This window comes from Uliginosibacterium flavum, from assembly GCF_040566545.1.
In the GTDB taxonomy this organism is placed as follows: Bacteria; Pseudomonadota; Gammaproteobacteria; order Burkholderiales; family Rhodocyclaceae; genus Uliginosibacterium; species Uliginosibacterium flavum.
In genome coordinates, this window is sequence record NZ_JBEWZI010000018.1 from 66,551 (window position 1) to 79,772 (window position 13,222).

Below are 13,222 nucleotides of genomic sequence, written 5' to 3' on the forward strand. Positions count from 1 at the left end.
AGCCCCCGCAGGTAGAATGGCGCCCCTGCCTGTTTTGCCTGATTAGCGCGCTGCTGGATGTCTGCTCCGGATCTGCTTGACCTCGTATTAACCCGCGATCGCCTCGCTCTGCACCGCGCCCTGCGCGAGTTGAAGTCGAGGCCGCGTGCGCTTGCCGATCTGCCTGAAGCGCTACGTGGGCGCTTCGAAAAATCCATTGCCGCTCGCGCTTCTCGCCTTGAGAAGCTGCCGCAGCCGCGCTTTCCGGCCGAGCTGCCGGTCACACAGCGACGCGAAGAGATCGCCAAGGCGATCCGCGAGCATCAGGTCATCATCGTTTGCGGTGAGACTGGCTCCGGCAAGACCACCCAGCTTCCCAAGATCTGCCTCGAACTCGGGCGCGGGGTTGCCGGCCTGATCGGCCACACCCAGCCGCGTCGCTTGGCTGCGCGCGCCACCGCCACGCGGATTGCCGAGGAACTCGGCAGCGAGCTGGGCACCGAAGTCGGTTTCAAGGTTCGCTTCACCGATCATAGCCAGCCCAATACCTACATCAAGCTGATGACTGACGGCATCCTGCTCGCCGAGACGCAGGGTGATCCGACGCTTTCCGCCTATGACACGCTGATCATCGACGAGGCGCACGAACGCAGCCTGAACATCGATTTCCTGTTGGGTTATTTGCGCCAATTGCTGCCGCGCCGCCCGGACATGAAAGTCATCGTGACTTCGGCCACGCTCGATGCTGAACGCTTCGCCAGGCATTTCACTATTGATGGCAAGCCTGCGCCAGTGATCGAAGTGTCCGGTCGCCTGTATCCGATTGAAGTGCGTTATCGCCCGATCGAAGAAGAGGAAAACGATCCCGTTCTCAAGCCGCTGATTCGTGCCGGCGTGCGCGTGTCGGCGCCGAAGAATCGTAATCAGAATCGCGACCTGTACGAAGCCATCGTCGAGGCGGTGGCCGAGCTGCAACGCGTCGGCCCCGGCGATGTGCTGGTCTTCCTGCCGGGCGAGCGCGAAATCCGCGAAGCCGCCGAAGCCTTGCGCAAGGATCATCCGCCCGGCGCCGAAATTCTTTCGCTGTTTGCACGCCAGTCGGCGCCGGAGCAGGCGCGCGTGTTCTCGCGCTCGAATGGGCGCCGCGTGGTGCTGGCGACTAATGTGGCCGAGACTTCGCTGACGGTGCCGGGCATCCGTTATGTGGTGGATGCCGGGCTGGCGAGGCTCAACCGTTATTCACATCGCAACAAGGTTGAGCAGCTGCAGATCGAGAAGATCTCACAGAGTGCGGCCAAGCAGCGCGCCGGGCGTTGCGGCCGGGTCTCCGACGGCATCTGCATCCGCCTGTACGACGAGCAGGATTTCAACCGGCGTCCCAATCACACCGAGCCCGAGGTCCTGCGCTGCTCGCTGGCCGGCGCGATCCTGCGCATGAAATCCCTGCGCCTCGGCGCGGTGGAAGATTTTCCCTTCATTGATGCGCCGAGTGGCCGCATGATCGCTGACGGCTACCAGTTGCTGAACGAGCTGGGCGCCGTTGATGACAGCAATGAGCTCACAGCGATAGGCCGCGAGCTGGCCAAGATGCCGCTCGACCCGAAGATTGGCCGCATGATTTTGGCTGCGCGGGATCGTGGCGCCCTGCGCGAGGTGTTGGTTATTGCCGCCGCGCTGTCGGTGCAGGACCCGCGTGATCGCCCGCCCGAGCAGCCCGGCACAGCCGATCAGGCGCATGCGAAATTCCGCGTGGCACCCGACGACAAGGCGGAGCCGAAGAGCGAATTCCTTTGGTACTGGAATTTGTGGCTGGCGGCCGATGAAGTCTGGCGCCATGAATCTTCGAACAAACAGAAAGCCTGGTGCAAAACCAATTTCCTGTCCTGGATGCGCATGCGCGAGTGGCGCGACATTCATACGCAACTGCACGAGCTGTGTGCCGAGCATGGCTGGATTCACAAGACACCGAAGGCCGACAAGCCGGAACAGAAGCCAGCGAAGGACGCAGTGCCCGCCAAGGCAGACGTAAAGCCAGCTTCCTACGAGGCTATCCACAAAGCATTGCTAGCTGGGCTTCTTGGGCATGTCGGCTCGAAGATCGAGGATGCGAGCGGCCCTTGGGTCGGTGCCTTCAACGGCGCGCGCGCCATCAAGTTCTGGCCGCATCCGGGCTCCTTCATGGCGAAGAAAGTCGGGCGCTGGCTGATGGCCGCCGAGCTGATCGATACCAGCAAACTCTTCGCGCGCTGCATCGCCAAGATCGAGCCAGAATGGCTGGAGGAAGTCGGCGCGCATCTGCTGCGCAAGAGCGTGTATGAGCCGCACTGGGAGAAGGCCAAGGGCGCCGTGCGCGCCTGGGAGCGCGGCGTGTTGCACGGCATCACGCTCTACGCCCGGCGCGCCTGCAATTACGACCAAGAAGATCCGGCGCTGTGCCGCGAGCTGCTGATCCGTGATGGCCTGGTCGGCGGCGAGATCGACGAAGCGGCGGCGCGTAACATGCCGTTCTTCCAGCACAACCAGCGCCTGATCACCGAGATCGAGCGCCTCGAACAGAAGATGCGCCGGCCCGATTTGCTGGTCGATGACGCGCTGATCGAGGCCTTCTACGACGCTCAGATTCCGGCCGAAGTCACCGATCTGCGGATGTTCGAAGCCTGGCGCAAGCAGGCCGAGCGCGCCAATCCGAAATGCCTGCATCTGGAACGCGAGCAGCTGATGCGCCACGAGGCGGCCGGCGTGACCAGCGACAAATTCCCCGCGAATTTCGAGGTGATGGGCCAGAAGCTCAAGCTCAGCTACGTGCATCAGCCGCGCGAGTCCGATGACGGCGTCACGCTGACCGTGCCGGTGGCGATGCTCAATCAGGTGCCGGCCAATCGCTGCGAATGGCTGGTGCCGGGCATGTTGGAAGAGAAGGTCACGGCGCTACTCAAGACCGTGCCGCAGCGCCACCGCCATCGCCTGCAGCCGATCAGCGAGAGCACACGGGCCTTCCTGGAACTCGTCGACGCCGGTGAGTACAAACCGGACGAGCCGCTGATCAAGACGCTGCAGCGTTTCGTGGAAGAGCGCGTCAGCTACAAGCTGGATATGGCCAGCTTCCGCACCGAAAACCTGAATCCGCACTGCTTCATGAATTTCCGCGTGATCGACGAGCATGGCCGCGTGCTGGAGCAATCGCGCGATCTGGCCGAGCTGCGTCTGCATTTGCGCGAGATGGCTGCGGCGGCATTCCGTGCGGCGCAGGTTGCCGGCTCGCTGGGCGCGCAACTTGCCGCGTTGAATGTAGCAGGCAAGGACGAGGCAGGCTCGAAAGCCGCATCGGGCAAGCCTCTTCAGGCAGGTGCTGCGGACAAGTCGGCCCCGGGTGGCTCTGCAGGCATTCCGGCTGAAGAAGACCAACCCGCGCACCTCTCTGGCCTGACGAGCTGGAGCTTCGGCCCACTACCCGAGCTGCTGGAAGTCAAGGTGGCGGGGCGCAATCTGATCGGTTTCCCGGCGCTGCATGACGATGGCGATTCGGTCAGCTTGCGCCCCTACGACACAGAAGAGGAAGCTGCGCGCGTGCATCGCAAGGGCATGGTGCGGCTGTTTGCGCTGGCCATGAAGGACCAGGTGCGCGCGGTGGAACGCCTACCGGGCCTGCGCGAACTGGCGCTGCAATTCATGCCCTTCGGCACGGATATCGAACTGAAGGCGCAACTGGTCGAGGCGACCTTGATCCGTACCTGCCTGATGGACCCCGTGCCGGTGAACCCGACGGATTTCAACCAGCGCGTGCTCGAAGCCAAGACCCGCGTCAGTCTGGTCGCACAGGAGTTGATGCGACTCGTGAGCACGCTGGTGGCGGAGCATGCCTCGCTGCAGAAACGCTTCGCCAGCCTGAAGAGCTTCCCCGAATTGCTCAGCGATGTGCAAGGGCAGGTGAGTCGCCTGCTGCCTAAGAACTTCCTGGTGTTCTGGCCCTTCGAGAAGCTCGCGCTGTTTCCGCGCTACCTGAAGGCCATCGAAGTGCGGATCGACAAGATGCGCACCAATCCCGGCCGCGACGTGCAGCTGATGGCCGAATGGAAATCCCTGGCCGGGCCGTGGGAACGCGAATGGATCGCCATGCAGCGCGGCTGCGTCACCGACCCGCAGCTGGTCGAATTCCGCTGGCTGCTCGAAGAGCTGCGCGTCGGCTTGTTCGCGCAGGAGCTGAAAACACCGATGCCAGTCAGCGTGAAACGCCTGCAGAAAATCTGGGAAGCCCGGCCACGCTGATCTTTTAGCGGCCTGCCTGCAGAGCCGCGCGGGATGCCGCTGTGCGCGACACATGGCTGGAGAGGCCCGTCCGGAGCGGCTCTTGGAGGGGATGAGTCGGACCGGCAATTCTTGCCGTCTCGACTCGCGAGAGGCGATCTGTCCGCAGGCGATGCGTGCATTTCTAGTGTAAACTTTAAAAAAATAGTCACATAAAAACAATGACTTGAAAGTATTGTCCGGCCGCGGAGCGGAGTTGGCATCAGTATTGCGATACATGGTCGTAGATTGCTTCAGGAGCACACGATCATGGCTGGCCTTCTCAGCGTTTCACTTACCGGACTCAATGCCGCCCAGGCAGCATTGAATACGACCAGCCATAACATCTCGAACGCGAACGTCACTGGCTACAACCGCCAGCAGGTGGTGCAGACGACGGCTGACCCGATGTTTACCGGTGTTGGCTTCTTCGGTCAGGGCACCGAGATTGCAACGGTCAAGCGGATTTACAGTCAGTTTTTGACGGCACAAGTGTTGGCTGCGGATAGTTCTCGGGTGGAGTACGAGACCTATTACAACCAGATCAAGCAAGTCGACAATCTGCTCTCTGACGCCACGGCGGGCCTTACGCCCGCTTTGGAAGAGTTTTTTCGTGGCGTACAGCAAGTGGCCGCTGATCCGAGTAGTGTGCCTTCGCGGCAGTCCATGTTGTCGACGTCGGAAGCGTTGGCGACCCGCTTCCAGGCCATGCAGAGCCGTTTTCAGGAAGTTCGCGATGGTGTTGAAACCCAGATCGGTCAGTCAGTTGACGACATCAATGCACTCGCCAAGCAGGTTGCCAGCCTGAATCAGAAGATCGTGACGGCGCAGGCAGCCGGGCCGAATGTTCCGGCCAATGATCTGCTTGATCAGCGCGATGCAATCGTTGCCCAGCTCAATCAACAGATCAAGGCGACGACATCCAGTAACAGCGATGGCTCTGTCAATGTGTTCATTGGCTCGGGCCAGCCGCTGGTGATGGGCAATGATGTGTTCCAGCTGTCGACGACGCCATCGACGACGGATCCGACTCGCTCAACGGTCGGGGTTCAGTTGATCGGCGGAGGTGTAGTGCCCATCCCGGAGAACCTGCTCTCCGGCGGGACGCTGGGTGGCCTGCTCAGTTATCGGAGCGATTCGCTGGATAAGGCTCAGAACGAACTGGGGCGTATTGCGATCAGCCTGGTGACGGAATTCAACGCCCAGCACCGGCTGGGGCAAGACCTCGACGGAGCGATGGGCGGCAATTATTTCACGGCCTTGTCACCGGCAGGGCAAAATTTGCCGAATTTCGTGACTGGCCTGGCTTCGACAGCTGCGGTTACGGCAACGATCTCCGATGTCGGCGGGCTGACGGCTGACGATTATGTGCTTGCCTACGATGGTACGAATTATTCGCTGACCCGCACTTCGGACAGCGGCGTGGTCTATAGCGGCGCGACGCTGCCGGCATCCGTAGACGGTTTGTCCTTCGCCGGCACGATGGCGAACGGCGATCGGGTGCTGATTCAACCCACTCGTTATGCTGCTGCCAATATCAGTGTGGCGATTCAGGATACGCGTCTGATCGCTGCGGCTTCACCGGTCGCTGCCAGTGCAGCGAATACCAACAGCGGTACGGGCTCATTGACGCAGCCGGTGGCGCTCAGCCTGACGGGGATTCTGCCTGCTGCGGCAGCGCATATTGCCACTCCGATCACGCTGACTTTTGATTCGACACTCAACCAGTTCAACGTGACTGGTGCTGTGCCTGCCACAATTGCCTACAACCCGTCGACGAATGCGGTGGGCGCCAGCGTTACCTTGACGAACCCGAATCTGACATTTTCGCTTTCTGGCCGACCGGCGAATGGTGACAGTTTTACGATCAGCACCAATGTGAGTGGCACCAAAGACGGACGCAATGCCAATGCTCTTTATTCGCTGCAGTCGGCTAAAAGCCTGCTGGGTGGCACTACGAGTTTTGGTTCTGCCTATTCGCAGATGGTCAGCGAGGTAGGGAGCCAGACCAGCGAAGCCAAAGTCAATGCCAGTGCGCAGCAGGGTTTGCTGGATCAGGCGACAGAGGCGCAGCAGGGCCTCTCTGGCGTGAATCTGGATGAAGAGGCGGCCAATCTGTTGCGTTATCAACAGGTTTACCAGGCAGCAGCCCGCTGCATCGGGGTGGCTAACACCCTGTTTGATGACATTCTTTCCATCATGGGGTGATGCAATGAGAATCAGCACTTCACTCATCTATGACAGCAACGTGGCGACGATCAATCGCCAGCAGATCGACGTGTTGCATACCCAGCAGCAATTATCCACCGGCCGGCGGGTGGTAGCGCCCAGCGATGATCCGGTGGCGGCAGCACGTGCTCTGGAGGTGTCGCAGTCAATCTCGCATCTGGCCGTGCAGAAGGAGAATCAGGGCACTGCGGTGGATACTCTGAAGAGCCTCGATAGCCAATTGGGTGCAATTCATGATGTGCTGGATTACGTGCGCGAGCGTGTTGTCCAGGCTGGTAATAGCGGAACACTGACATTGAGCGATCGGCAATCGATTGCGACGGATATCAAGGCGCAATTCGATAGTTTGCTCGCCTTGGCCAATAATCAGGATGCGTCTGGCGACTATCAATTTTCCGGCTACAAGGGTGATACCCAAGCATTTTCGGGCAACCTGTCGGGCGTCAGCTATCAGGGTGATCAAGGGGTGCGCACATTGCTTGTGTCCAATTCCCGGCAGATTCCGGTCAGCGTGAATGGCAACGAGTTGTTCATGAATATTGGCTCTGTCAACGGGGTCTTTACCAGCAGCACCAGTTCTTCGACGGCCGTTGTCAGCGATGGCACGGTATCGGGGCCAGCAGCGTATACGGGCGATCATTACGGCATCAAGTTCAGCAGCGCCACGACCTACGATGTGTATGACACTGTGGCAGATCCGGGCATGACAGGTGCTCCCCTGGCTTCCGGGGTTTACACCTCAGGACAGAGCATCGGTTTGCCCGATCCGGGCAATGCCGCGACAACCGAGATTCAGGTCGCGATCTCCGGAACGCCTTCGACGGGAGATACTTTCCAGATGACCCCGGGCGACTCCAGCGACATGTTCAGCACCCTCAAACAGTTCGTGGTGGGCCTGGAGAATACGAGTGACCCTGGCTACTCGCAGATGGTGGCGGACACATTGGGGCGGCTCGACAATGCAATGGAAAACGTGTCGCGCTTGCGCTCCCAGAGCGGTTCGCGGCAAGTCGAGGTGGAGGCGCTGCAAAACGTCGGCGACGATCTGAAGATCCAGTATGCGGATCGTCTGGAAAGTCTGGTCGGCCTGGATTATGTTTCGGCAATTTCTGATTTTCAGCAGCAGCAGACTTATCTGGAGGCCGCGCGCAATACTTTCGCCAAGATTTCCGGCCTGTCGCTGTTTAATTTCATTTCATGAGGTACTGATGTGATGAAAAAGCGCTGGATCCTCACGCTGCTACTGAGCGTCACTGGCTGCAGCAGTCTTTCCGGCGACCTGCCGGGAAGGACTTCGATTATCCCGAAGGGATCCTTGCGGATTTTCCCTGGCTATGCGGTAGCGCATGCCGATATCGTGCAGGTTGGTCTGCTGCTGGCGGCTGTTTATATGGTGACGGATCCCACCGCACCGAACTGGGAAATCGTCGAAACCCGCCTGCCTGACAATCGGGTGCTTTACAAACTCAGCATGCAGTATCTGCATCTGGGCGGTGATGGCGAAGCCCGTTATGTACTCGCCCGTCGCGCCGAGACGCTGGCGCGCGAGCAAGGCCTGGCCGGCTATCAGATCCAGCGCTACGAAGAGGCCGTCGATTCCCGCATCTTCCTGCCGCAGCGTACTGCCTATGCCGAGGTGCAATTGCTGGCAGCCAAGTAGGGCGGGCTTCTCCAGACGGCCTGTCTGTACAGCCAGTGCCCATAGGACTTTGCAAGGCATATGCTTGTAGAGGCAGTCAGCATGCGGCTTTTCGCACATGCATATTTTGACAAAAATACTACTTGCACAACTGTTCAAAACTACAGTACTGTACGTACATACAGTTTGTTGAGCGAGTTTGTCATGAGCCTTGAATTGACCCGTCGTCAGCAGGAAATCCTGAGCTTCATCCGTGACCGGATTGCCGCCGATGGCATGCCGCCCACACGTGCCGAGATCGCTGCGGCCTTCGGTTTTGCCTCGCCGAACGCGGCAGAAAGCCATTTGCGTGCTTTGGCGCAAAAAGGCGTGATCCGTCTCGAATCAGGTTCCGCCCGAGGAATTCGCTTGATCCAGGAGGAGGGTGGCGAAAAAGCCGAAGAAAGCTTCGGCCTGCCTCTGGTGGGGCGGGTTGCGGCAGGCGCGCCGATTCTCGCGCAAGAGCATATCCAGCGTCACTATCCGGTCGATCCGCTGATGTTTTCGCCACGAGCCGATTTTTTGCTCACCGTACGCGGGCTTTCGATGATCAACGCCGGCATTCTTGAAGGCGATCTGCTGGCCGTGCATCGCTGCAACGAAGCGCGCGACGGCCAGATTGTGGTAGCCCGCGTGGATGACGAAGTGACGGTCAAACGCCTTAAACGTCAGCCCGGCGGAATTATCGAGTTGATCGCCGAAAACCCTGATTTCTCACCGATTCTGGTTGATCCCCAACGCAGTTCGCTGGCGATCGAGGGGATTGCCGTTGGCCTGATCCGCGACGGCTTTGCCCGTAATTGATTCCTGCCCCCTATTTGACTCTGGAGCCTCTCATGAAAAACCTCTTCCACAACGCTTTGCCCAATAGCCTGCAAATGATGCAACCCACGATGCGCAGCGGTACCCGACTCAGCATCAAGCCGATGGCGATTCTTGAGGTTGTACGTCGGCGCGGGCGCAGTTGGGGCTTGCTGGCTCAATATGAAGAAGCGCGTCTGGGTTTGTTGCGCTGAATCCGTAGCGGCATTCTTCGCCAATAAAAAAACGCTGCCCTAGCGCAGCGTTTTTTTATTGGCCAGTCTGAAAATCAGATTGGTTGCTCGTTACCAATTGCTACAGCATTGAAACCCGCATCGACATACATGATTTCGGCCGAAATTCCCGACGCCAGATCTGAACACAGGAATGCTGCCGCATTGCCGACTTCCTCAATCGTCACATTGCGGCGCATCGGCGCTTGCTGTTCCGTGTGGGTCAGCAGCTTGCCGAAATTTCCGATACTGGAAGAGGCCATGGTACGGATCGGGCCAGCCGAGATGGCGTTCACGCGTGTACCTTCCGGGCCCACGGCTGCAGAGATATAGCGTACCGACGCCTCCAGGCTGGCTTTGGCCAGACCCATCACGTTGTAATTGGGCAGGGTGCGCACCGCGCCCAGATACGAAAGGGTCAGCAGCGAGCCATTGCGGCCCTGCATCAAGGGACGTGCGGCCTTGGCCAGAGCGGCAAAACTGTAACTGCTTACATCATGGGCGATCCGGAACGCGTCGCGTGAAAGACCTTCCAGAAAATCGCCCTTTAGTGCTTCGCCCGGCGCGAAAGCCAGCGAGTGCACCACGCTGTCCAGACCATCCCAATCCTGGCTGATGGCATCGAACAGCGCGGCAATTTGTGCGTCGTCCTGCACATCACAGGGAAATATCCGGGTGCTGTCAAAAGTTCTTGCCATTGCGGTGACGCGCTCAAGCAAACGCTCGTTCTGGTAAGTGAATGCCAGTTCCGCGCCTTCGCGATGCATGGCCTTGGCAATCCCGTAGGCGATGGATCGATCACTCAGCAGCCCGCAAATCAGGATGCGCTTGCCTGTCAGAAACCCCATTTTTATCCCGATTCAAACATGCGCGATGAAGTTTGTGCCGGGGCACGTGGCCCCGGCAATCCTGAGCTTATTCGACTTTTGATTTGGCCAGCAAAGTCTTGATGTGCGCGTTCAGAGCTTGCTGTTCCAGATACTGACGCAGCTCGTTTTTCTTTTCTTCAAAGGTCGGCGGCACTGCCTTGCGGGTTTCATCCAGCATGATCACGTGGAAGCCATAGGTCGTTTGTACCGGGACGGTGGTGAACTTGCCCTTTTCCAGCTTTGTCACGGCATCACCGAAGGGTTGGGGCAGGCCTTTCGGAGAAACCCAGCCAATATCGCCGCCATTATCCTTGGAGCCGGCATCGACGGAGTCCTTGGCCAGATCTGCAAACTTCGCGCCGCTCTGCAATTTGGCGATCACGGCCTGAGCATCTGCTTCAGTGAGTGTCTGGATATGGCGCACCTTGTGTTCGGTACTGGACATGTCAGCGACGCGACGCTCGTATTCGCTGCGCATTTGCGCATCCGATATGGGGTTGGCCACGGCCCACTCGTTGATGTAGGACGCAATCAGGATGCCTTGACGCGCCATTTCAACGCGTACCTGAATGTCAGACTTTTTGTCCAGACCACGCTTTTTCGCTTCCTGGGCCAGAACTTCACGCCGCACAAGCTCCTCCTTGATGGCGCGGCGCAGCGCTTCGTCGTTAGGCGCTCCCTGCGCAATTTGCTCATTTGCCATCAGATCGCCAACAGCAGCAGAAATCGGCACGCCATTAACTTTTCCGAGCGCTTTGGGTTCTGCAGCAAACAGGGAGGAAGACGCCAGCGTCAGCGCCACGGCAAGACAAGTCAGCTTTAGTTTCATGGTATTTCCTGATTGAACAATTGAAAAATGGACAGCTTGCAGCGGTTTATTCGCGTTCAACTTCGTCCGGGCTTAAGGCTGTGATGCTCAGCGCATGCACGGCGCCGCTCATCAATGTACTGAGAGTGGCATACACCATACGATGGCGGGCAAGGGCAGATTTTCCTGCAAATGCGGCGGAAACGATTTTCAGGCTGTAATGCCCGCCACCCTTGGCGCCTGCGTGACCAATGTGCTGCTGGCTATCATCAGTTAATTCACAGATGCTTGGAGACAGTTGCGCCAATTGCGCCCGGATTTGTTCAAGCATGTTTCATGCGTCCTCGGCCGAAGTTTCGCTTTTCATATGGCGTGCGAGGTATAGCGCTTGAGCAAGGGCAAATAGCAGGGTAAGTCCCATGCTGCCGAAGAGCTTGAAATTGAACCAGGTGTTTTCAGAGAAGTTGTAGGCAACCACAAGATTGAGAATGCCCATGAAGTAGAAAAATCCCACCCAGGCCAGGTTCAGTCCATGCCAGCCCTTGTCGGACAGTTTGACACCGTCACCGATCATTGCCTGCAGCAGGTTTTTGCCGAACAGGCGTGGGCTGAGCCAGAAGGCGGTGGCCATCAGCCAGTAAACAATGCTGAATTTCCACTTGATGAAGGCCGGGTTGTGAAACCAGACGGTGGCCCCGCCGAAAACCAGCGCCGCCCCCAGTGTGATCCAGGACATGGTGCCGATTTTTTTGCCGCGAGCCCACAGCCAGACAATCTGACCCATGATGGCGACGACAACGACGACTGTTGCAATAACGGTCGGCGCTTCATTCGGCCCGACGACTCCACCGGAGACCATGAATCCGAACCATTCAGAGGCTTTCTGGGCCGCGAGTTCCTTGTTGTGCTTGGCAAACTGGAACGCGGCATAGAAGAACGCGACGGGGAAGAAATCGAAAAGTAGCTTCATTTGGCGGCCGATTATAGACGAGAGATAGTGTTTTTGATCGTGCGCCGATTGTCGGTTGTCACAGCCTCAGCTTCAGTACCGCGCGCAAGCCGCCCCCTTCGCGAGGCAACAAGTCCAGGTGGCCGCCGTGCAACTTGGCAATGCGTTCCACAATGGCCAGTCCGAGGCCGGATCCTTGAGCATTGCTACGGGCGCTTTCAAGACGGGTGAAGGGGCGTTTCAGGCGCTCCGCCTGATCAGCCGGAATACCCGGACCACGATCAGCGAGTTCGATTTCCAGACCATCCGGAAAGTTCCGCAGGCGGAGTGCTAGAGGCTGGTCCGTATCGGCATAACGCAAGGCGTTATCGATCAGATTGGTGACGGCGCGGCGCAAGGATTGAGCTCGCACGGGGGCGATCACTTGTTCCGGGGTGTCCAGCTCGATGAGCGTTCCCCGGCGCCGGGAAGCCTGAGCCAGATCGTGCAGCAATGCAGCAATGTCACAATCCTGCGCCGGTTCCGCCTGACTGTCGCGGGCGAAGTCGAGGAATTGACCGATGATGCGATCCATGTCCTCGATGTCCTGGCCCATCGCGGCGATGTCATCCGTGTGGGCGCCGGACATCTCGATGCCCAGACGCAGGCGGGCCAGGGGCGTGCGCAAGTCGTGCGAAACTCCAGCGAGGATCAGGGCGCGATCAGACTCCAGTTCGGCCAGATCCTGTGACATCTGGTTGAAGGCTTGCGCCACCGCGGCGATTTCGTTGGCGCCGTGTTCGGGCAGGTTGGGGGCGGGTTCGCCACGGCCAATTGCGCGTGCGGCGCTTTCCAGGGCTTTGAGCGGGCGATTCAGGCCGCGCACCACCAGATAGGCGGCAATCAAGGCCAGCAGGATTGCGGCAATCCCCCAGCCCAGCCATTCGGCTGCAGCGGGGCCAGCGATTCGTTCCCTGGGCAGCATGATCCAGTACTCGTCTTCGGGATCTTCTTCGTCGACACGAAAACTGACGAAAAAGCCCGGTAGATCATTCAGCTCTGCCGAAAACCGGGTGTAGGCACCAAGGCGCTTGCGTACCGATGCCTGCAGCGCGCGCGTCGGGCTGCTATCGGGCAGCCCGACAAGCTTGTCTGTACTTTCAGCGGGCAGGACGCGGATGCCTTCGATGCTGTTCAGGTCATGCAGAAGTGCAAGGCGCTGGGTTTCATCCGCAGCAATCAGCGCCGAGCGGGTCAGATTGACCATGCTCACAACCATCTGTGCGGTCTGGGCGGCGCGTGGCCGCAGTGCGTAATAGTTGTAGATCTGCAACCAGGCCAGCAGCGAGGCGCCCAGCAGCAAGGCGATCAGCAGGAAGCTGCGCCACAGCAGGGTGCGCGGCCAAGGCAGGC

At 59.2% G+C, this 13,222-nt stretch carries 11 protein-coding genes; 6 read left to right on the top strand and 5 right to left on the bottom strand.

Going from position 1 to position 13,222, the window contains the following annotated elements:
- Positions 1 to 57: 57 nt before the first annotated feature.
- From hrpA to ABXR19_RS15420, 6 genes are all read left to right on the top strand, one after another.
- Complete coding sequence (gene hrpA / locus ABXR19_RS15395) at positions 58 to 4,245, top strand: ATP-dependent RNA helicase HrpA (RefSeq protein ID WP_354602029.1); 4,188 nt, start codon at positions 58 to 60, stop codon at positions 4,243 to 4,245.
- Between the two features lie 288 nt (positions 4,246 to 4,533).
- Positions 4,534 to 6,471, top strand: a complete 1,938-nt coding sequence (gene flgK, locus ABXR19_RS15400; protein WP_354602030.1) for a flagellar hook-associated protein FlgK — start codon at positions 4,534 to 4,536, stop codon at positions 6,469 to 6,471.
- Positions 6,472 to 6,475: 4 nt separating this feature from the next.
- A complete protein-coding gene (flgL, locus tag ABXR19_RS15405; protein ID WP_354602031.1) occupies positions 6,476 to 7,693 on the top strand; it encodes a flagellar hook-associated protein FlgL in 1,218 nt (405 codons plus the stop codon).
- A 12-nt stretch (positions 7,694 to 7,705) separates the two neighbouring features.
- Positions 7,706 to 8,152, top strand: coding sequence for a hypothetical protein (locus tag ABXR19_RS15410; protein ID WP_354602032.1), 447 nt, complete (start codon positions 7,706 to 7,708; stop codon positions 8,150 to 8,152).
- Positions 8,153 to 8,335: 183 nt separating this feature from the next.
- Positions 8,336 to 8,974 carry a transcriptional repressor LexA gene (lexA, locus tag ABXR19_RS15415; protein WP_354602033.1) on the top strand — a complete coding sequence of 213 codons (639 nt, stop codon included), beginning with the start codon at positions 8,336 to 8,338 and terminating at the stop codon, positions 8,972 to 8,974.
- A 32-nt stretch (positions 8,975 to 9,006) separates the two neighbouring features.
- Positions 9,007 to 9,186: a hypothetical protein gene (locus tag ABXR19_RS15420; protein ID WP_354602034.1), complete on the top strand. Its 180-nt coding sequence runs from the start codon at positions 9,007 to 9,009 to the stop codon at positions 9,184 to 9,186.
- A 74-nt stretch (positions 9,187 to 9,260) separates the two neighbouring features.
- On the opposite strand, the gene ABXR19_RS15425 is transcribed toward ABXR19_RS15420, so the two are convergent.
- The 5 genes from ABXR19_RS15425 to ABXR19_RS15445 all read right to left on the bottom strand — a co-directional run.
- A complete protein-coding gene (locus tag ABXR19_RS15425) occupies positions 9,261 to 10,052 on the bottom strand; it encodes an enoyl-ACP reductase FabI (protein WP_354602035.1) in 792 nt (263 codons plus the stop codon).
- Positions 10,053 to 10,119: 67 nt separating this feature from the next.
- Positions 10,120 to 10,902 carry a peptidylprolyl isomerase gene (locus tag ABXR19_RS15430; protein WP_354602036.1) on the bottom strand — a complete coding sequence of 261 codons (783 nt, stop codon included), beginning with the start codon at positions 10,900 to 10,902 and terminating at the stop codon, positions 10,120 to 10,122.
- 46 nt (positions 10,903 to 10,948) lie between these two features.
- Positions 10,949 to 11,212: a BolA family protein gene (locus tag ABXR19_RS15435; RefSeq protein ID WP_354602037.1), complete on the bottom strand. Its 264-nt coding sequence runs from the start codon at positions 11,210 to 11,212 to the stop codon at positions 10,949 to 10,951.
- Between the two features lie 3 nt (positions 11,213 to 11,215).
- Complete coding sequence (locus ABXR19_RS15440) at positions 11,216 to 11,851, bottom strand: septation protein A (protein WP_354602038.1); 636 nt, start codon at positions 11,849 to 11,851, stop codon at positions 11,216 to 11,218.
- A 58-nt stretch (positions 11,852 to 11,909) separates the two neighbouring features.
- Positions 11,910 to 13,222, bottom strand: a 1,313-nt coding sequence (locus ABXR19_RS15445) for an ATP-binding protein (protein ID WP_354602039.1), incomplete at its 5' end; no start/stop codon positions are given.